15 protein-coding genes are annotated in these 18306 nt (G+C 68.3%); 7 read left to right on the top strand and 8 right to left on the bottom strand.

Annotation, left to right across the window (positions count from 1 at the left end; genetic code table 11):
- Positions 1 to 6 precede the first annotated feature (6 nt).
- Both K2R93_05805 and K2R93_05800 read left to right on the top strand, forming a co-directional pair.
- Positions 7 to 1761 carry a DUF2236 domain-containing protein gene (locus tag K2R93_05805; GenBank protein ID MBY0489337.1) on the top strand — a complete coding sequence of 585 codons (1755 nt, stop codon included), beginning with the start codon at positions 7 to 9 and terminating at the stop codon, positions 1759 to 1761.
- Between the two features lie 84 nt (positions 1762 to 1845).
- A complete protein-coding gene (locus K2R93_05800) occupies positions 1846 to 2442 on the top strand; it encodes a DUF2239 family protein (protein ID MBY0489336.1) in 597 nt (198 codons plus the stop codon).
- A gap of 4 nt (positions 2443 to 2446) precedes the next feature.
- Here K2R93_05800 and K2R93_05795 read toward each other — a convergent pair whose 3' ends face one another.
- Positions 2447 to 2881 carry an Rrf2 family transcriptional regulator gene (locus K2R93_05795; GenBank protein MBY0489335.1) on the bottom strand — a complete coding sequence of 145 codons (435 nt, stop codon included), beginning with the start codon at positions 2879 to 2881 and terminating at the stop codon, positions 2447 to 2449.
- Between the two features lie 102 nt (positions 2882 to 2983).
- Here K2R93_05795 and K2R93_05790 point away from each other — a divergent pair, with 102 nt between their 5' ends.
- Positions 2984 to 4075 carry an NAD-dependent epimerase/dehydratase family protein gene (locus K2R93_05790; GenBank protein MBY0489334.1) on the top strand — a complete coding sequence of 364 codons (1092 nt, stop codon included), beginning with the start codon at positions 2984 to 2986 and terminating at the stop codon, positions 4073 to 4075.
- Between the two features lie 16 nt (positions 4076 to 4091).
- Here the strand turns inward: K2R93_05790 and K2R93_05785 are convergent, their stop codons facing one another.
- Together K2R93_05785 and K2R93_05780 are read right to left on the bottom strand one after the other, a co-directional pair.
- Positions 4092 to 6704, bottom strand: a complete 2613-nt coding sequence (locus tag K2R93_05785) for a carbohydrate binding family 9 domain-containing protein (protein MBY0489333.1) — start codon at positions 6702 to 6704, stop codon at positions 4092 to 4094.
- Between the two features lie 142 nt (positions 6705 to 6846).
- On the bottom strand, positions 6847 to 8499 hold the full coding sequence (locus tag K2R93_05780) for an ankyrin repeat domain-containing protein (GenBank protein ID MBY0489332.1): 1653 nt from the start codon (positions 8497 to 8499) through the stop codon (positions 6847 to 6849).
- A 239-nt stretch (positions 8500 to 8738) separates the two neighbouring features.
- Between K2R93_05780 and K2R93_05775 the strand changes: the two genes are divergently transcribed.
- Positions 8739 to 9872, top strand: coding sequence for a PDZ domain-containing protein (locus K2R93_05775; GenBank protein ID MBY0489331.1), 1134 nt, complete (start codon positions 8739 to 8741; stop codon positions 9870 to 9872).
- Between the two features lie 18 nt (positions 9873 to 9890).
- On the opposite strand, the gene K2R93_05770 is transcribed toward K2R93_05775, so the two are convergent.
- Genes K2R93_05770 through K2R93_05755 form a run of 4 tightly spaced genes read right to left on the bottom strand, consistent with a single transcriptional unit; the run spans position 9891 to position 12893 of the window.
- Positions 9891 to 10481: a hypothetical protein gene (locus tag K2R93_05770; protein MBY0489330.1), complete on the bottom strand. Its 591-nt coding sequence runs from the start codon at positions 10479 to 10481 to the stop codon at positions 9891 to 9893.
- Positions 10478 to 11014, bottom strand: coding sequence for an acyl-CoA thioesterase (locus K2R93_05765; protein ID MBY0489329.1), 537 nt, complete (start codon positions 11012 to 11014; stop codon positions 10478 to 10480). Before K2R93_05765 ends, K2R93_05770 begins: the two co-directional genes overlap by 4 nt.
- Positions 11015 to 11025: 11 nt before the next feature.
- Positions 11026 to 11511, bottom strand: a complete 486-nt coding sequence (locus K2R93_05760) for a nuclear transport factor 2 family protein (GenBank protein MBY0489328.1) — start codon at positions 11509 to 11511, stop codon at positions 11026 to 11028.
- Positions 11508 to 12893 carry an FAD-dependent oxidoreductase gene (locus tag K2R93_05755; GenBank protein MBY0489327.1) on the bottom strand — a complete coding sequence of 462 codons (1386 nt, stop codon included), beginning with the start codon at positions 12891 to 12893 and terminating at the stop codon, positions 11508 to 11510. Before K2R93_05755 ends, K2R93_05760 begins: the two co-directional genes overlap by 4 nt.
- Before the next feature lie 128 nt (positions 12894 to 13021).
- On the opposite strand from K2R93_05755, the gene K2R93_05750 reads away from it, so the two are divergent.
- Positions 13022 to 13456 carry a hypothetical protein gene (locus K2R93_05750; GenBank protein ID MBY0489326.1) on the top strand — a complete coding sequence of 145 codons (435 nt, stop codon included), beginning with the start codon at positions 13022 to 13024 and terminating at the stop codon, positions 13454 to 13456.
- 153 nt (positions 13457 to 13609) lie between these two features.
- Complete coding sequence (locus K2R93_05745) at positions 13610 to 14341, top strand: PEP-CTERM sorting domain-containing protein (GenBank protein MBY0489325.1); 732 nt, start codon at positions 13610 to 13612, stop codon at positions 14339 to 14341.
- A gap of 33 nt (positions 14342 to 14374) precedes the next feature.
- Here K2R93_05745 and K2R93_05740 read toward each other — a convergent pair whose 3' ends face one another.
- Positions 14375 to 15358, bottom strand: coding sequence for a c-type cytochrome (locus K2R93_05740; protein MBY0489324.1), 984 nt, complete (start codon positions 15356 to 15358; stop codon positions 14375 to 14377).
- Positions 15359 to 15448: 90 nt separating this feature from the next.
- Here K2R93_05740 and K2R93_05735 point away from each other — a divergent pair, with 90 nt between their 5' ends.
- Entirely contained in the window at positions 15449 to 18274 is a 2826-nt protein-coding gene (locus tag K2R93_05735; GenBank protein ID MBY0489323.1) for a protein kinase, read from the top strand.
- Positions 18275 to 18306: the final 32 nt, after the last annotated feature.

Raw genomic sequence — 18306 nt, 5'->3', positions numbered from 1 at the left:
CCCGCCATGTCGACTGAACCCGTCCGCTCCATCACCCGAACGGCCTCCGGGCGGCCGCTCACCGAGTTGCCGTACGATCCCACCCTCGCTCCCGAAGGACCGCGCCGGGGCGAGTGGGACCGCTGCCAGGCGTTTCTGCAGAAGCTCTCGGGGATCGGGGTGGAGCACGCCGACGAATTCGTGATGACGCATCGCGATCTCAAGTACGGCGCCGTGCATCAGTTCTTCGGCACGATCTGCCCCGATCCGATGCTCAGCGGCACGCGCCCCAAGCGCAAGAAGACGCCGGGCGCGCCGAAAACGACGCGCGCCGAACAACGCGCGGCCAAGCGCACCAAGAAGGAGAGCCCGGCCGAGAAGGAGCGGCGCCTGCTGCGCGAACGCCGGGCGGCGCTGGGGCTCGTGCGTACGCGGACGGTCGAACAGCAGATCGCCGATCCGCACGAGGACGATCTGCCGAACTCCCTCCCCGATGCGCTGAACGAGTTCACGCAGCTCGAGGAATCCCATCAGTCGCGCCCGCTGACCGCGCTCGCGCAACACATCCAGCGCGAACTCGGCTTGTGCGAGGGGTGCGAAGCGCCGCGTCTGCCGCTGTGGGCCGATCGCAACCGCATGCTCCTCGGGCAGCGCGCCTTCATGACCAACCTGCTGCCTGCCGTGTTGGTACTGCTGTGCAAGTCGCTCCCCGAGGCCTACTCGGCCGGGCGCCCGGCGGCGGTGCTGATGCTCTCGGGCGAATTGAGCGACCTGCCCTATCATCGGCTCATCGGCACCATGCAGCTGCTGGTGACGGTCTCCACGCCGTACAGCTTCGAAGGCCCGTGGTATCCCGCGTTCGTGGCCGCTGAGGAGATGCAGCTGCTCCACGCCGGCGTACGCATGAACGTGGCGCCGCGTCTCGCCACGCCGCAGACGCAGCCGGTGGAGCGCGCACATGGCGGATGGACGGGGCAGAGCTACCAGGTGTGGCCCGGCTACGAGGCGTTCACGCGCGGTTGGCCCAAAAGCGATCATGCCAACAGCCGCCAGGTGGTCGTAAGCCAGACCGATATGCTCGCCACGATCATCGCGTTCTCGGTGCTCGTGATCGATGGCCTCAAGACCTTCGGTACGCCCATGACCGACGAAGAGGCCGACGCGTACTGGCACCTCTGGCGCGTCTTCGCCGTGCTCAAGGGCATTCATCCGCCGGGTCGGCCGCACGATGGCTCATGGGTGCCCGAAACGCTCGCCGACGCCCGCGACTTCTGGCAGACGTATCGGAAGATGTATCTGTGCGGCCCCGACTCGCGTGAGGGCAACTGGGAGGAGAAGGCGCGTGTCGATAATCCCGCCGGTTGTGCCCTCACCAGCGCGCACTGCCACATGATCGCGAAGATGCTCCGGAAGTGGCTCCCGTACGCGCCGATCAGCGAAGCCCGCTGGCTCAAGATCGTGCGCTGGTACGTCGAGTTGCTCTGTGGCGAGGAAGGAGCCGCACGCGTGGGAGTCCCCGCCGCGCGACTGGGGGCGCTCTCGCGCTGGTTCGCGTGGACGGCCCCAAGAAAGCTCGAAACGCTGCTCGACCGGCTCGACCCGAACCTGCACATCGCCATCAGCAGCTATGCGCTCGTGTCGCTCGTGAATCAGGAGTACGGCACACGCCTGGTCTTCCCGGTGCCGCAGACGCTCGAGGATCTCACGCAGGACAATCAGTCGTCGATTCGCGAGAAGCTGGCCGCCCGTGTGCGACGGGTCTTTTCGGCGAGCGAGGACTGAGCGTGTCCCGCGCGGCGTCCGGCGCGACCACGGGCAGGAGGGACTCGCTTTCCTAGGTCAGGGATGCAATATTACCCGGGTAATATGACAAACACACCCCAGACCCCCGGATTGCCCAGCCGCTGCACGGCCTTTGACGGCCACCGCCAACTGGTCAGCGGCTCACTCGCCGAGGCGGCCGTCGCGGTCGTGCAGGCGATGCGCGCGGGATCCAATGGCCCGCTCCTCATCTTCGATGACGCGACGGGCCGCGTGGTCGATATCGACTGGCGCGGTAGCATCGACGAGGTCGCCGCCCGCTACGCCGAGCCCCCTGCCGCGACCCGCGGCCCGGGGCGCCCGCGCCTTGGGGTGGTCCCCCGCGAGGTGACCCTGCTCCCCACCCAGTGGGACTGGCTCGCCCAGCAGCCGGGCGGCGCATCGGTCACGCTGCGCAAACTGGTCGATCGGGCCCGTCGGGAGACCGCCGCGAGCAGCTCGCTGCGCGTGGCCCGCGAGAACGCGTATCGGTTTCTGCATGCGGTGGGCGGCGATCTGCCGGACTTTGAGGCGCTCTCACGCGCCCTCTTCGCCGGCGATGATGCGCAGCTCCGGACCATCCTCGCGACCTGGCCGTCCGATGTGCAGACCTTTGCGCTGCAGCTGCTCACCCCGACCGCGTCGCTCTCGCCGTCGTCCTGAGGGGTCAGGTCGGGCGGCGGCGCGCCAGGCGGCGCACGGACTCCGCGACTCGGCTCACGCGGATCCCGCGGAGCGTCTCCAGCACCACCGCATCCACCTCCGCCAGCGGGGCGAGCAGGGCAAGCTCGATGTTCCCGCCCACCGGACACCGGCGATTCGACGTCGCGTGAACCGGAAAGAGTACGGCCGTCTCCGGCACGACGGCGATGTAGACATCACCCAGACTGACGCTGTGCAGCGGTCGCGCGAGAAACGAGCCCCCGTGGCGTCCCCGCAGCGTGACCGTAAGCCCAGCGGCCCCGAGACGCGCCAGCATCTGGCGGACGCGGACCGGATGCGTGCCGACGCTGCGGGCAATGGCCTCGGCGCGCAAACCGCGCCCGCCCGGCGCATCGAGGAGCACGAGAATGTGCAGGGCCGTGGAGAAGCTCGTATCCATCAGTCAAAAACATAATTTCAGGAGTTACGTTTTTGGGCGGTACTATGCGACGCGTCGCGCGACGCCCCGTTCTTCTCGCCGCCCCCTGAGGGATCCACGCCGATGACGTCCCGTCGTTCCTTCGTCCAGCAGGCCAGCGTGCTGACCGCGGCCGCCGCCCTCACACCGGGGCTCCTGCGCGCCGCCGGGTCGCCGGCGCCACTCCGGCTCCTTATTCTCGGCGGCACCGGCTTCATCGGCCCGCACCTTGTGCGCCTCGCCGTTGCCCATGGGCATCAGGTCAGCATCTTCACCCGCGGGCGGCGCGACGGCGATCTCCCCGCTGGCGTCGAGCGTCTCGTGGGCGACCGCAACGGGCAGCTCGACGCGCTCAAAGGGCGCACCTGGGACGCGGTCATCGACGACAGCGCCACCAACCCCACGTGGGTGAAGCTCACCACCGAGCTCCTGAAGGACAGCGGGCGCTATCTCTTTACGTCGAGTACGGGCGTCTACTACCCGTATCTCAAGACGGGCCTCACCGAAGCGGACCCCGTACACACCACGTTGGCCGACCCGAAAGACGGCAGCGAAAAGTTCGGGACCGACAAGGCGCAGTGCGAAGCGCTGGTGCAGCAGGCGTTCGGAGCGCGCGGCATCGTGGTGCGCCCCACGTACATCGTGGGTCCCGGCGACTACACCGATCGCTTCACCTACTGGCCCTGGCGCCTGCCACGTGGCGGCGAAATTCTTGCCCCCGGCAACCAGACCGATCGCGTGCAGTTCATCGACGTGCGCGACCTTGCCGCGTTCATGCTGCGCCTGGTCGAGACCAAGGGCAGCGGGATCTACAACGCCGTGGGCCCCAAGGCGCCGATGACCATCGCGCAGTTCCTCGCGCAGGCATCCGCTGCGCTCGCCGTCACGCCGCAGTTCACCTGGGTGAACGACTACGACTTCCTCGCGAAGTACGAGATCGACGGCGTCGTCCCCTGGATCCTGACGCGCGGCAATGACCTCGGCCATACCAGCGTGCTCACCACCCGCGCGCACGCCGCGGGCCTCACCTATCGCCCCGTGGCCGATACGGTGCGCGACACGCTGGCGTGGTTCCGTACCCTCCCCGCCGAGCGGCAGGCGGCGGCCAAGTGGGTCCTCACCGAGGCCAAGGAGAAGGAGATGCTCGCCGCGTGGAAGGCTCGGCGCGGGGGCTGAGACCCCCGCGCGCGCACTACCGCCCCAGCCAGTAGCTCGCCTTCACGAGGAACACGTTGTCGGGGCGCCGCGAGAAGATCTGCGAATAGGCGCGCCCGACCTCCGCGCCCGCCGAGCCGTCGTCGCTCGCGTCACGCCCCTGGCTCCAGACAAAGAAGAGCGTCGATCCGGGACGGTACTCCCAGCGCACGACGTTGTTCGTGCGCAGCTGACCAAAGCGGAAGCCGCCCGGCGCGCCGCGCGTGGTGTAGGGGCGGAAGCGCGTCTCCACATCGCGCGAGCGGCCGTCGGCCAGCGCACGCCAGTTGGTGAACGTGCCCGTCGCGACGAACGGCTGCAGATAGCTCTCCACACTGAGCGTCGGCGTGATCGTGTAGTTCATGCGCGCGGTGACCGAGCTCGTGTTCTGATAGAGGCGCGCGAAGGTATAACTCGTCACGCCCCCGTCCACGAAGTTGCCGTTCCACTGCTGGTCGTTGATGTTGCGGCCGTAGCCGGCGTTGATGCTGCCGTTGAACTGTGTCCCCAGACGCACCTGCATGCCGAGGCTCACATTCCAGTTCCCTCCGAGCCCATCTACGCGTCGGCCACCATTCAACCCGAGGCTGGGTGAGATGGTCTTGCGACTGTCGCCGTTGAGGTTTGCCCACAGGTTCACCCGCGGCGGCATGAAGAGCGCCGGACCGCCACGCGCATCGCGATCGGAGTAGGTCGGAATCACGTTGTTCACGCCGATGCCCCCGTTCGCGCTCCAGAAGTTCTTGAACTCGCCCCAAGCATTGGTGTTGCCGCCGCTGCCGATGACGAGGCCGCTCGTGTTCGCGGTCATCCAACCATTGAAATTGAGCTGGCCGCGCCGGAACTTGCCCACCGGCTTGACTGGCATCAGCCCGACCCACGTGCTGGCACCCATTTCATCGGCCCGCGTGCGGAAGCCCAGGTCGTTGATCTCGTAGCCGGGTGTCATGTACCAGACGCTCGTGTTGGAGCGCGTCAGGCCGCCCCCCTGCTTCTCCACCGACGCGGCCGCGAACCAGCCCATGAGGTTCGTGCGCGTGCTGTCGTACCGGAGATGCGTGGCATCGGGGCGCTGATACAGATGCACATTGGAGCGCTGCGTCAGCGCGATCGCCTGCGCCGTGCCGCTGACGTGCGAACCGGAGAGCTGCCCCGTGAGCTGCCAGCGATTCCCTGCAAAGCGGTGCCGCGCATCCAGCCCGCCCGTCCACGCGTTGTCTCGCAGGACATCGCGCGTCCACTGGTCGGTCTGCCGCGCCGTGTTCGTCAGCATGAGCCCCACGCCACTGTTGCCGCCGCGCAGATCCTGCTGCAGCCGCACCACCGCGTAGTTCGTCTGCGGCTCGATCGTGCGCTGCTGCACCCCGCGCGCCTCGCCGGTCACGGCATCGAGCAGCCCCACGGAGAGGCCATTGCCGAGCCGACCGGTGACCTTTGCCGCGCCCAGGATGCGGCTCTGCAACGGTGAGGCCGCGTCACCGTACGTGTTGCGGAGCTGGGGTGCGCGCCCGATGCGGCGCGAGTAGAAGAGACCCGTGCACTGCCCATCGTTGCAATCGATGTCGTAGCGGAAGATCCCCACGCCCTCCAGGAAGAACGGCCGCCGCTCCGCGAAAAACGGCTCGAACGCCGTCAGGTTCAGCACGCCCGGATCGGCTTCGACCTGGCCGAAATCGGGGTTCACCGCCGCATCGAGCGTGATGTTCGACGTGAGCCCCAGCTTCACATCCGCCCCGATCTGCGACGCGGCCGCGTTGCGCGGCGTGCCGTCGCCCTTGGGGCTGGCGCCGTACTTGGCCACACTGTACGGCAGCAGCTCCATGCGACGCGGCGCCGACAGCCCGGCGAAGCCCGGCATCTCTGCCCACTGGCTCACCATGCCCGTCTTCGAGCGCCGGAAGAGCGGCCACGCCAGCCGCTCGCCTTTGCGCGCAATGCGCCGCATCACCATGATGCCGAACGTGTTGTCACCACTTGGCACATAGCGCAGCTGACTGAGCGGAATGCGATACTCCGCCGTCCACCCCAGCGAATCCACGTGGGTGGCGCCTTCCCATACCGCGTTCCATCCCCAGTCTTCGTTGCCGTCGTTGAACATGTACCCGTCGCTCATCGTCCCGGCGGGCGTCAGACGGAACATGTATCCCGTGCGCTTGTCGTGATACGAGTCCACGCCCAGGATGATGTCATCGCTCAACGCCATGCCGTCGCGACGCTGCAGCACACTCAGCAAGCTGTCCGGATGCGGATCGTACATCCGCACTATCACATACAGATTGCGCGCGTCGTACGCGATGCGCGCCTCCGTCTTGAAGCTCGGATCGCCATTCTCGATCGGCTCCCACTGACGGAACGCGTCGATGATCGTGGCGGTGCGCCACAGGTCGTCCGTGTCGAGACCGTCGATATGCGGCGCGCTCACGGCGCGCGTGGGCGCCGGTACCGGCAGTGGGGCCGGATCACCAACGCGTTCGCTGACACGTTCGCCGACGCGTTCGCTCGCGCGTTCACGACGCGGCCCGCGCGATGCGAAAGTCACGACGGCGGTTGGCGCCTGGGCCAACGCGATCGATGTCGTGACGAATGGAATCAACAGCGCAGTGAAGCGCATGGCAGGGACGAGCTGAAGACACGAGGCCGAATTCGCGAGCAGCGGTGAGACAGCGCGAATCCCCTGAGGGTTTACAGACGGCCCGACGTGCGTGCCGCGCCTCGTGTTTCAGCAATCCCAACGACACAAATGTGTGTCGCAACTACACGGCGAGTAACGCCGCCACGTCATCGAGACCGCGCGTACGCGCCACATCTGCTGCGGTCTGTCCCTGCGCGTTGCGGACCGTGCGATCCGCACCATGCGCGAGCAGCACCGTGGCGAGCTCCATCGCCACCGACTCCTCATCAGGCACACAGAAGAGCGGCGTCGGATCGGACACCTCGCGCAGCGACGCATTCGCGAGCGCAGGCTCCGCATGCAACACCTCGGCGAGCCGCGTCACGCGGCCGCTGCGCACGAGCGCGCGCACATCACGCGACACCCGTGCCAGTCGCTCGGCGGCAGCATGACGCCCCGTCGCGACGCTCCAGCCAAGCGGTGTGCCCTGCCAACGCGGATCGCGGAGATCCACCGTTGCCCCGCGCGCCAGGAGCACCTCGATGACCTCCAGCGCATTCGCATGCGCCGCGCGATGCAGCGCCGTCGCGCCCTCCCCGTCACGCCCATTGATGTCGGCACCCGCATCGAGCAGACGCGTTACGGCGCGCGCGTGCTGGTGGCCGGCCACGATGGGCAACAGGGGCTGCCGCACGAGGGAGGGATCGGCGGCGAGCAGCGCCTGCACCGTGGGCTCGTCGTCGGCCACGAGCGCCGCGACGAGCGCGTGCGGACCACGCAGTGCTTCCGGCTGCGCGCCGTGTGCTTCGAGCAGCGTGACCATGGCCGTATCGCCGGCCAACCGCGCCACGGTATGCACCGGTTGTGCACTGTAGCTGTGCCGCGTGCGCGCGTCCGCGCCATGCGCCAGCAGCCACGCCGCCCGGTCATGATGACGATTGGTGACGGCGTTCCCCAGCAGATAGTTGAGCGTGCCCACCTTGATCCGGCCGCCGAGCCCACGCCCCTCGACCTGCTGCCATTCGGCGGTGCGACCGGCGGCCGCGCAGGCGGTCCACAAGGTCTCGAGCCAGTGCACGCGGTCGTACGCGATGGAGTCGTTGTAGAGCGCCTGTGTGTCGAACGGGTCCGCGCCGCGCGCGAGGAGCAGCGCGACGAGGGCGTCGGCCTGCGGATGCGTGGGCTTGACTCCTTCCCCCAGGCCAATCGCGCCGGTGATGCAGGTGAACGGGTTCCCCCATCCATCGTCGAAGGCAAAGCGCGGGTCCGCGCCGGCATCGAGCAGCAGCGTGGCGATCGTCACCGCCTGCTCGGCGTCGAGGCGACTGTAGCACACAAACGCGAGCGCCGTCCAGCCATGCGGGCCGCCGGTCGCCGTGGCGAGCGCGGGGTCACTCGCCAGCAGGGCGCGCACCGTCTCCACATCGCCGCAGGCGGCGGCGGTGAAGATGCTGTGGCGCGCGAGTGCCGGGTCCCGCGCCAACAGCCGCTGCGCCAGCGCGCGGTCGCCCCCCCATCCATGGCGGAGCAGCGCGTCGATGCGCTCCGCGTGCGACTGGCGATCGAGCGCGATGTCGTCGAGGGCGGCCAGCAGCGCCTTCCAGTCCGCAAAACCGTACTCGCGCGCGAGCGCGTGCTGCACATCGCGCAGCGTCAGGTCTGTGGGGGCGGTGGGCCAGCCATCGGTGAGACGCTGGCGGGCGGTGGCGTCGCCAGCCTGCAGCGACTTGAACCAGCGCTTGGCGTCCTGCTTGAGGACGTCCGGGGTGCTCTTGGCTGAGAGCGAACGGGGCATACGACACACTCCTTCCGGGAACGGCCATGCGTCCGCTTATGGCTGGCCAGGAAGAAGGACTCACTGGACCTGCAACAACTGACTGGGTGAGCGCAGGCGCTCTTGCCGCGGACAGGAGGCGCCCCAGGGCGCGCTGCGTGCAATGTCGCCCCGGCCCTGCAGGCCGGTCAAGCGGCCGTGGCAGCGCGATGCGACATGACCGAGGCAACCCACCGGCACTGGTCCGTGTCCGATCGACCATGCGTCCCGTCCATCGCCTCGGTTGGCTCGCCGTCGTCTGCGCCGCGGCGAGCGCTCGGCCACTCGCAGCGCAGCCGACCCTGCCCACGCGCGCACCCGTCACCGCCGACCTCGTGCGCGGCCGAGCCCGCGTTCCATTACAGCCCGACACCCGGCCCATCGTGGCCGCATGGATCAACGGGCACGGTCCGTTCCGCTTGCTCGTCGAGACCGGTTCACCGGTGTCGTATCTCACCGCCACGGCGATGCGTCGCGCCGAACTCGACAGCCAGCGCCCCACCGACTCCGTGCGGATTGGCGACGCGGTACTGCGGCAGTTGCCATTCAACACCGCACCGGCGCTGGGGGTCGCCGGGATCGATGGACTCCTCGGGCTCGATGCCTTTCGCTCGGTGACACTGACATTGGCCTTCGCCGAGCAGACGCTGCACCTCGAGGCGGACACGCTACCCGCGGCCGATCAGCGGGAGATTCTCCCCCTCCGACTCGCGGGCCCGTTCTGGGCGCTGCCGCTGCGCATGGGCACCGACACGGTCGATGCCGTACTCGACACCCAATCCGCCCTGGCGATCACTGCACCCACCGCGCTCGCGCCCAAACTTTCCTTCACCACCGCGCCGGTGACGGTGGGGCGGGCGCGCGGGCCAGCGATTGGTGATGTGCCGGTGCAGCGCGCACGGCTGGCGCACAGTGCGTGGCTTGGATCGCTTGAACTGCAGCAGCCGATCGTCGACGTCATGCCGATCGCCGCGGGGCTGCCGCAGACCTACATTATCGGGCTGCAAGTGCTCCGGCAGCTGGACCTCTCGCTCGATCAACGCACTGCCCGGGCACGCCTACGGCGCACCCCGCGGGTGATTCCGCCCCCGCCACCGCTCTACAGTACCGGCCTCGGGACCCTGCGCCTCGAGGATGGCACGCGGCGAGTATCCAGCATCATCCCGGGATCCGCCGCCGAAGCATCGTTCGCCGTCGGCGACATCGTGCTCGCCGCGAACGGACAGCCCGTGAGCACGTTCACCGATGACGCGTGGCGCCTGTTGACCACCGGGCCGGCGGCCATCACGCTGCGTGTGCGCCGCGGCAGCGACGAGCGTGACGTGATGCTGCAGCCGCGTGCCGTGGGCTTCTGACGTGACGGATTGTGGGCCCTAGCGCGCCGTCAGAAGCACCAGCTCGACCTTGAGGCCGCGCGAGGCCCACGCCGCGGGCCGCTGCGTGGGATGCCGATATCGCCACGCATCGAGTACCGCCGGCGCCAGGATCAGCGCGCCCACCGCGGGCTCGCGAAGCCGCGCTCCATACGCCATCGAGCGTGTGTCCCGCTCCGCCGGCCCGGTCTCGGCGAACGCGGCCAGCGCATACCCCGTCGATGTCAGCACGTTGAACGCAAGCACCCCCTTGGCGAACGGGGCGTGCTCATGGCGCAGCTGCGGATGCCGCGTAAGCAGCCACTCACTGGAGGCATGCTGCGACCAGAAGCCCGCTGACGAAATCACGTACTCCTGCCGCCGCGTCACGGTCGCACTGTGCGTGACCGCGAAGAACGGAATCCCGTGAAACTCCACCCGCTTGAGCGACACCCGCGCGCCGAACGCGACATCGGCCGCAACATGACTCAACTCGTGCGCCACGAACGCGCTCGCCGCGCCGCCCAGGAACGGCAGCACGGTGCGCGTGGAATCCTGCGCCCGTAGGCCAGCCGGCAGCAGCAGCGCGAGCAGGCCGGCCACGCGATTCATGCGGGGATCCGCTCCGCCTCGAGAATATCGCGGTCGCTTTCGAACAGCGCGGCCACCCACGCCGGCGGCGGCATCACCCCTTCTGCCCCGACGAAATCCATCATCTCACTCAGGGCCGCCGGAACGTCGCGCTTCCAGATCAGGGCGCGTGTGATGCCGATCGCCCGCAACTCCCCACGCTGCCAGAAGCGGTGAATGTGATAGATCCACTTATCATCCCAGCCGGCCAGCTCGAGTTCCACGTCGAACGCCGTCCACAGCTTGAGCGGTCGCCGGTAGATGATCTTCTGCGAACCGAGCGTGGGGGCGTAGCCGCGTTTGACGATCGCCTCGAACATCTTCGAGCGCGCGATCATCTCCCAGCGGATGAAGTCCATGTACATCGGGTACTTCGCCGCCGTCATCACGCGCAGCCCGTCGCAGTCGAACAACCGCACACGAAAGCGTCGCCGGATGGTGGCGTCGTACCGCACGCGCGGTCGCGTGTACCGCGACGCGAGCATGCGGCCAATGGTGAACCAATAATGAAGCACGCGGCGTCAGCTCAACGCGGAGCCGGTCGGTTGATACGCGTCGCGTGGTAGCGTTCGATCTTCCACTCGCCCTGCACCTTTCGCAGCACCGCCGTCTCGAGATAACGTCGCGGCGCCCCCGGTGCGCCGTTGGTGGGCGTGAAGACCTCCGTGTTGCGGAAGCTCGTCCACGCCACATCACCCGCAACCTCGGTGTGCCAGTCGGTGATCGTGGCGCGATCGGTGCCACTCCCAAAGCTGGAGACCACCAATCGCACGATCGCCTCGCGATCATAGCGGGTGGTGTCTTCGAAAATGAAAAACGTGGGCAGCAGGCGATTGAAATACGCTGCGGAGTCCTTGCGCTCCGAGGCGTCGTACCACGCGCGGATCGCCCCTTCAACCGCGCGGGCTTCGGCCTGAGGCGTCGGCGCGGCACCGCCACGCGTGCGACACGCGGCGGCGACCGTCAGCGCGACCACCGCACTCACCACGCGTGCGCGAAGGCGCCCGCTCACTGTCCCGCCGCGATCACGGCGAGCATCTCCGCCACGTCCACGATCTTCGTACGCGGGCGCCCACTCGCCGCACCGCGCGCCTGCTCCGCCTTGTCCAGCGCCTGCCAGTCGGCCCAGCTGGTGACCGTGACCCCGCGGGCGGCGAGCAGATCATCGATTCCCGTGGCCCCCGGCGCGTGCGTCAACGCGCCGGCCGCGGCATCGGCCAGGACCTGCGTGACGGTGTCCGTGGCGCACAGCTTGTTCGTACCGATGATCCCCTGCGGGCCGCGCTTGATCCAGCCGGCGACATACACCCCCGGCACCGGCGCCTCGCTCCCCGCCTGCTCCACTACCCGGCCGTTGAGGTTCGGCACGACGCCCTTCTTGTCGTCGAAGGGCACCTCGGCGAGCGGCTTGCCCTTGTAGCCCACCGACCGGAACACGAGCCCGACCGGCAGCGTGCGCGTCTCATCGGTCGCGACCGCCTTCACGCCGCCGCGGCCATCGCTCTCCAGGCGGTTGCGCACGACGGTCATGCCTTCGACGCGCGCGCTCCCGGTCAGCGCCACCGGCGACGCATTGAAGTGGAACACCACGCGCCGCGGCGCGCCGGTGAGCGGGCGCGCCGCCCATTCGCGCAGCACCTCGAGGTTCTTGGCCGGGTTGCGGTCTTCCATCGCCGCCAGCTCGGCCTCACTCGCCGCGTCCAACTCGAGGTCGCGCGGATCGACCACCACATCCACCCCCTCGAGCTCGCCGAATTCGCGCAGCTCAGGCGTCGTGCACGCCGCCTGCACCGGCCCGCGGCGTGCCACCAGGTGCACCGTCTGGACCTGACTCGCCGCGAGCGCCTGCAGCGCGTGCTCCGCCAGGTCGGTGGTGGCGAGCACGCTGGTGGGCTTGATGAGGATGCGCGCCACATCCATGGCCACGTTGCCGATGCCGACCACCGCGACCTCCCGCTGCGACAGGTCGAACGTGCGCGACGCGTAGTCCGGATGCCCGTTATACCAGGCCACGAACTCGGTGGCGGCGTGGCTCCCCGCGAGCGTCTCGCCCGGAATGCCAAGCGTCCGATCGGTCTCGGCGCCGTAGCAGAGGATCAGCACGTCGTACCGCGCGCGCAGCTCGGAGACCGTGACATCGCGCCCCACCTGCACATTGCCGAGGAACCGAAAGCCCGGCTGGGTGGCGATGCGATCGAAGATGCGCGTGACGGACTTGATCTTCGGGTGATCGGGCGCGACCCCCCCGCGCACGAGCCCGAACGGCGTCGGCAGGCGGTCGATGAGGTCAATGGCGATACCGGGGGCCGCCTTCTGCAGCGCCTCGGCGGCATAAAAACCGGCCGGGCCCGATCCAACGATCGCGACCCGCAACGTCGACGGAGGAGTGGACATGCGGGCAAATTAACCGCGGAACACCGCGTGCAGTCCACCACGACGCGCCGTGAAACCGTACGCCGACGCCGTCGTACGCCCTGACGTCTCGACTGGTCGCCGCTTCGCCCCTACACGCCGAGCCCCCCATGCCGCAGCCCGCCCGCAGCGCCGATGCCCCCGTCACCATCCCCGAGGCAGCCACCGCACCGGCCACGAGCACGACCGCCATATCGGCCTCCACGCTCGACGTGGCGCTGCACGCCCAGCGGAACGAGTTCTACCGCATCGGCGTCTTCAGCGGGGCCGGGTTCATCCTGCTCGCCGTGTTGATCTGGCGCTTCGGAATCGCCCGCGGGAAGCAGCTGGCCATGGAGGCGTTCCTCGCCCGCACCGAACGCCCGCGCGAGGACGACCGTCTGCAGCAGGCCGTCGATGCCATCGCCATCGAGGTGGAGCGCCTCTCCGAAGGCCAGCGGTTCATCAACAACGTCATGTCGACCCGCCGCCCCGAACGCGAGAGCGCGCCGCTCCCGCCGCGCATCACCACGCCGGTCGACGGGATGCGGATCACGCCGCACTGACCACGGGCGCGGTCGCCCTACATGAACTTTTCTTGACGAAGTGGGACGAAGCGTGCACGTTCGCGATCCGTAGCGGCTCGCGCCGTGTCGATTGTTTACACTTCCAGGAAAACAATGCAACCGCTTGCCCGTCTCCTCCATCGTGCGGCTGCGATGGCCTCGCTGTCGCTCGTCGCCTCGCTGGCGGTTGTGTTGCCGCGCACCAGCGCCGCGCAGTCGGTGCTCACGGCTCCCAAGGGCCTCGCCGCGGGCTCGCTCTATCGCATCATCTTCGTGACGTCCGCGGTCGGACCTGAGGCCAGCAGTACCGACATCTCCGTGTACGACACGTTCGTGAACAACGCCGCCAATGCGAACGGCTCACTGCTCAAGCCACTCGGCGCCACCTGGCAGGCCGTTGCGTCCACTCGCTTCGTCGATGCGTACACGCACATCGGCGGCGACTTTACCATTCCAGTGTACAACCTCGAAGGCAACCTGATTGCCAGCAACGCCGCCGACTTATGGGACGGCGCCATCAATACGCCCGTTTGGGTCGACGAGTTAGGAGTCGCGAAGCAGGGCGGCACGATTGTCAACACGGGAACCGGCGCGAATGGATTGGCTTCGCTGTCGCCGTTGGGTGGGGGTACGACGCCCGGGGAGGAGGGTTACATCTCCAATGGCAACGCGGGTATGCAAAGCGGCAGTTGGATCTGCTGCTCCGGACATGAAGGGATCGGCTCTACCCGGCCCATGTACGGCATCTCCGGTGCCCTTCGCGTGGGTGGTAACACGCCGACTATCGCCCCCGAACCGTCGACGTACGCACTGATGGCCGCCGGGTTGCTGTCACTGGGTGTGGTCACGCGCCGCCGCCGCACCCGCCCCGCGACGGACGCGTAGTCCAACTGGCGAGACGTCCATTGGAGCCGCAGCCTACTTCGGCGTAGCCTGCGGCGGCAACGACGAGATGTAGGCCCAGAGCGCCTTGAGCTCCACGTCGGTCATGTTCTTGGCGAACTTCGGCATGCCGGCCATCGGCTCCCGCAGCGCCCGTCCGTCCTTGCTCTTCGCTTCGGTGAGTGCGCGGTGGAAGTCCTCGTAGCTCCAGCCGGCCAGGCCGGTGGGCGTGAGGTTTGCCGCCGGTGGCCAGTCTGGTGGGCCGCCAATGATCTTGCCACCCGCGAACTGCGGACCGTGACACCCCGAGCAAGTCTGCGCGAGATGCTTGCCGAACGCCGCATCAGCCTGCGCCGGCGGTGGGAGCACGGCGTGGGTGATGGTGTGGTTGGTGGGATGATGTGCGGCGGCGAGGCGGATCTGATCGGTCGCGACGAGCACCTTGCCGAGCGGCCCCAGCGTCACCGGTATCTCCTCGTGGTCGACCGGCGGCAACGAGCGAATGTACGACACGATATCCGATAGCTCCCGGTCGGACATCTGAAAGAAATCCATTGAGGGCATCACGGTCCCGGTGCCACTCGGCTTCACGCCGTGCCTCACCATGCGGTCCCAGTCGGCCGCCGTGTAGGTCAGCGTCCGCGAGCCCTTGCCGAGGGTCAGGTTGGCGCCATGCGCCTTGCCGATAGACGGGTCGTCGACCATGACGCCGCCGCCGAAGTTCTGCCCATGGCATTCGCCGCAGACGTACACGGTGGTCACGAGATGCTTGCCCCGAGCGGCCGCCTGCTCCAGCGCGATCTGCGCCAGGTCGGCCTGCGGTTGCACCGCCCGCACCGAATCCGCCTCCGCGCTGTCGAGCGGGAACGGAATAGGGAAATCGACGCGGTGGACGTCGTACGTAGCGGCAAGCTTCGAGGCCGCAGTACTCGACGCCCACGCGTACCCGCCGGCCGCCAGCACGGCGACGCCGCCGACCAGCATGCCGAGGCCCATCGCGATCTTCTTGCCCGCACCCATGTGATGCTCCCGAGGCCGGTGAATCCGGCGAATGTGCGCGGAAATTCTCCGAGGCGGTAGGTTTTGGGACATGCTGCTGCGAACCCAGCCATGACGCCTCCCGACTCGCTCACCTCCGCCCTCGGCGACCGCTATCGCGTGCTCCGCGAACTCGGCGCCGGTGGCATGGCCACCGTGTATCTCGCCGAGGACGTGCGCCACAAGCGGCAGGTCGCCGTGAAGATGCTGCGACCGGAGCTCGCCTCGAGCCTCGGTGCCGACCGCTTCCTGCGCGAAATCGAGATCGCCGCTGGGCTGCAACACCCCAACATCCTGCCGCTCTTCGATTCGGGCGGCAGTGGCGAGGTGCTGTACTACGTCATGCCCTTCGTGGAGGGGGAGTCGCTCCGTGATCGGCTGACCCGCGCGGGAGCCCTTGCGGTCACCGATGCCGTCCGCCTGCTTCGGGAAATCGCCGACGCGCTCGCCTATGCGCATCAGCGCGGGCTCGTGCACCGTGACATCAAGCCGGAGAACATCCTGCTGAGTGGTGGCCACGCGCTCATCACCGACTTTGGCATCGCCAAGGCCGTCAGCGAGGCGCAGCCAGCCAGTGCGCTCACGGCAACCGGCCTCGCCATGGGGACGCCAGCCTACATGGCGCCCGAGCAGGCGATGGGCGAAGCCACCGTGGATCACCGCGCCGATCTCTATGCGTTCGGCGTCATGGCGTACGAGCTGCTCGCCGGGCAGGCGCCATTCAGCGGCAGCACCGCCCAACAGATCATTGCCGCGCACCTCACGCGCACACCCGAGCCGCTCGACCACGTGCGCTCGGCGGTCCCACCGGCGCTCGCGCAACTCATCGCCGCCTGTCTGGCCAAATCGCCCGCGGATCGTGTCCAGCACGCCGACGACATCGTGCGCGCCCTCGATACCAACGCCAGTGCGGCGAGCGGATCCGGAAGCCGTACGGCAACCGTCGTGTCAGCGGCGCCACAACGTCGGCGGCGTCTACTGGTCGGCAGCACGCTCGCGCTGGTGGTCGCCGCCGCGATCGGCACTACGGTGTACACTCGCGTTGGACGCGCCGGCACGCTCATCGGCAGTGACGCACTGAATGAGAACGACGTGGTACTGGTCGCCGAATTCGCCAACCGCACCAGCGACTCTACCCTCGCCGCGACGGTGACCGACGCTGTACGGACCGAGGTGCAGCAGTCGCGCGCGGTACGAGTGATGAGCCAGACCGATCTTTTCGCCGCCCTGACGCGGATGCAACTCGCCCGGAACGCGGCGCTCCCGGAAAGCACCGTGCGGGAGCTCGCGGAACGCGAAGGGGCCAAGGCCTACATCGTCGGTGACATCGCCAAACTCGGCGCCGGGTATCAGATCTCCGCGCGCGTGGTTGCCACCAAGGCCGGCAGTGATGCGCTCACGGCGCGCGCCACCGCGAAGAACGACGACGAGCTGATCGGGGCCGTTGAAGACGTCGGTCGCGAATTGCGTCGGCGCATCGGCGAATCGCTGCGCTCGGTCGCGGCGACCGCGCCACTCGCCAAGGTGAGCACCGCGTCGCTCCCCGCGCTGCGCGCGTTTACCGCCGGACAGCGTGCCGAAGCGGAGGGCGAACGACCGAAGGCGATTGCCATGGCGCAGCAGGCCATCGCCCTCGATTCGGGATTTGCGTCAGCGTGGTCACTGCTCTCGGTGATCTACTCCAATCTGGGGCGCATCACCGACGCCACCGAAGCCACCAATCGCGCCTATGCGCTCCGCGATCGCCTCTCGGACCCGCAGCGCCTGCAAGTGGCGGCGCGCTACGCGCAGGTGCGCGGGGATCTCGCCGCCGAGGAGGCCGCCTGGCAGAGTCTCACCGAGCTCCGCCCCGACTTGGGCGCGGTGAACTACGCCAACATGCTGCTGCAGCAGAGTCGCCTGCCCGAAGCGGAGAAGCAGGCGCGCCGGGCGGTGAGCGAAACGCCCAAGTCGACCATCGCGCTGTTCAATCTGGCTGAAGCCCAGGTGGCGCAGCACCACTTCGCGGCGGCCGACTCCACCGTCGTGCTGGCCCGCACGAACATTCCCAACAGCAACTATCGCTACTGGATCGAGCTGAATGTGCTGTATGGGAAGCGAGACTACGACGCAGTGGAGCGGTACGCCGCGTCGCCCGCCGGCGCACATGTGCCGAATCTCGCCCAGACCACCTGCGTCACCCATCTGCTGCGCGGGCGCCTCGCGGCCTGGCACGCGTGCGACGGCATCTACCAGCCGCCCATGAATCTGCGGGCGGTGTCCGCAGTAACGGAGTTCCGGCTGACGGCCGACAGCGCCCGCCTCCTCCGTATTCTGGAACCGTTTCTCACGCAGAAAGCCGCGGACCGTATCGCCGACAGCTACCCGTGGGTGATCGCCGCGCTCGCAGACATCGGTCGGGTGCCAGAGGCGCGCGCGCTGCTTAGTGAATGGCGCACACGGTTCGGGTCGAGCAATCCGGCGTTTCGTGCCGACTCGGCGCTGGCGGTGGGTGCGATCGCCGCCGCCGAGCGGCGATGGACCGACGCCGCCGCGAGTTTCATCGCGTGGAACCGCGCGCCGGCGGTCGCCGTGTTCACCTGGTACAACCGCGGGCTCGCCGAAGCTGCCGAAATGATGCATCGCGCGAACCAGCCGGACTCCGCCATCGTCCTCGGCGAACGGGCACTCGCCACGTCGAGCTTCGTGGCGAACATTTTGTACGAGAGCACCTGGTACATGCAGCTGCTGGAGACGCTTGGCGACCTGTACGCCGCCCGCGGCAACAGGGTGAAAGCCGCTTCATACTACCGCACCTATCTCGATCTGCTCAAGGACGCCCAGCCGCCAGTGACCGCGCAGGTCGGCAGCGTGCGCGACCGCCTCGCCAAAGTGACGGGCGAACCCGGCGCGCGCTGACGCGCTGCCCCCGGTTGACGGGGCGGCGGCCC

This window comes from Gemmatimonadaceae bacterium, from assembly GCA_019752115.1.
Classification (GTDB): Bacteria; Gemmatimonadota; Gemmatimonadetes; order Gemmatimonadales; family Gemmatimonadaceae; genus Gemmatimonas.
The sequence above is the reverse complement of the archived record's forward strand: the minus strand, read 5'-3'. Positions and strand labels throughout refer to the sequence as shown.

What these genes read in the sequence shown, in the direction of transcription:
- K2R93_05805 (MBY0489337.1), top strand. Translation starts at nt 7, where the DNA reads ATGTCGACTGAACCCGTCCGCTCCATCACCCGAACGGCCTCCGGGCGG.
- K2R93_05800 (MBY0489336.1), top strand. Translation starts at nt 1,846, where the DNA reads ATGACAAACACACCCCAGACCCCCGGATTGCCCAGCCGCTGCACGGCC.
- K2R93_05795 (MBY0489335.1), bottom strand. Translation starts at nt 2,881, where the DNA reads ATGGATACGAGCTTCTCCACGGCCCTGCACATTCTCGTGCTCCTCGAT.
- K2R93_05790 (MBY0489334.1), top strand. Translation starts at nt 2,984, where the DNA reads ATGACGTCCCGTCGTTCCTTCGTCCAGCAGGCCAGCGTGCTGACCGCG.
- K2R93_05785 (MBY0489333.1), bottom strand. Translation starts at nt 6,704, where the DNA reads ATGCGCTTCACTGCGCTGTTGATTCCATTCGTCACGACATCGATCGCG.
- K2R93_05780 (MBY0489332.1), bottom strand. Translation starts at nt 8,499, where the DNA reads ATGCCCCGTTCGCTCTCAGCCAAGAGCACCCCGGACGTCCTCAAGCAG.
- K2R93_05775 (MBY0489331.1), top strand. Translation starts at nt 8,739, where the DNA reads ATGCGTCCCGTCCATCGCCTCGGTTGGCTCGCCGTCGTCTGCGCCGCG.
- K2R93_05770 (MBY0489330.1), bottom strand. Translation starts at nt 10,481, where the DNA reads ATGAATCGCGTGGCCGGCCTGCTCGCGCTGCTGCTGCCGGCTGGCCTA.
- K2R93_05755 (MBY0489327.1), bottom strand. Translation starts at nt 12,893, where the DNA reads ATGTCCACTCCTCCGTCGACGTTGCGGGTCGCGATCGTTGGATCGGGC.
- K2R93_05750 (MBY0489326.1), top strand. Translation starts at nt 13,022, where the DNA reads ATGCCGCAGCCCGCCCGCAGCGCCGATGCCCCCGTCACCATCCCCGAG.
- K2R93_05745 (MBY0489325.1), top strand. Translation starts at nt 13,610, where the DNA reads ATGGCCTCGCTGTCGCTCGTCGCCTCGCTGGCGGTTGTGTTGCCGCGC.
- K2R93_05740 (MBY0489324.1), bottom strand. Translation starts at nt 15,358, where the DNA reads ATGGGTGCGGGCAAGAAGATCGCGATGGGCCTCGGCATGCTGGTCGGC.
- K2R93_05735 (MBY0489323.1), top strand. Translation starts at nt 15,449, where the DNA reads ATGACGCCTCCCGACTCGCTCACCTCCGCCCTCGGCGACCGCTATCGC.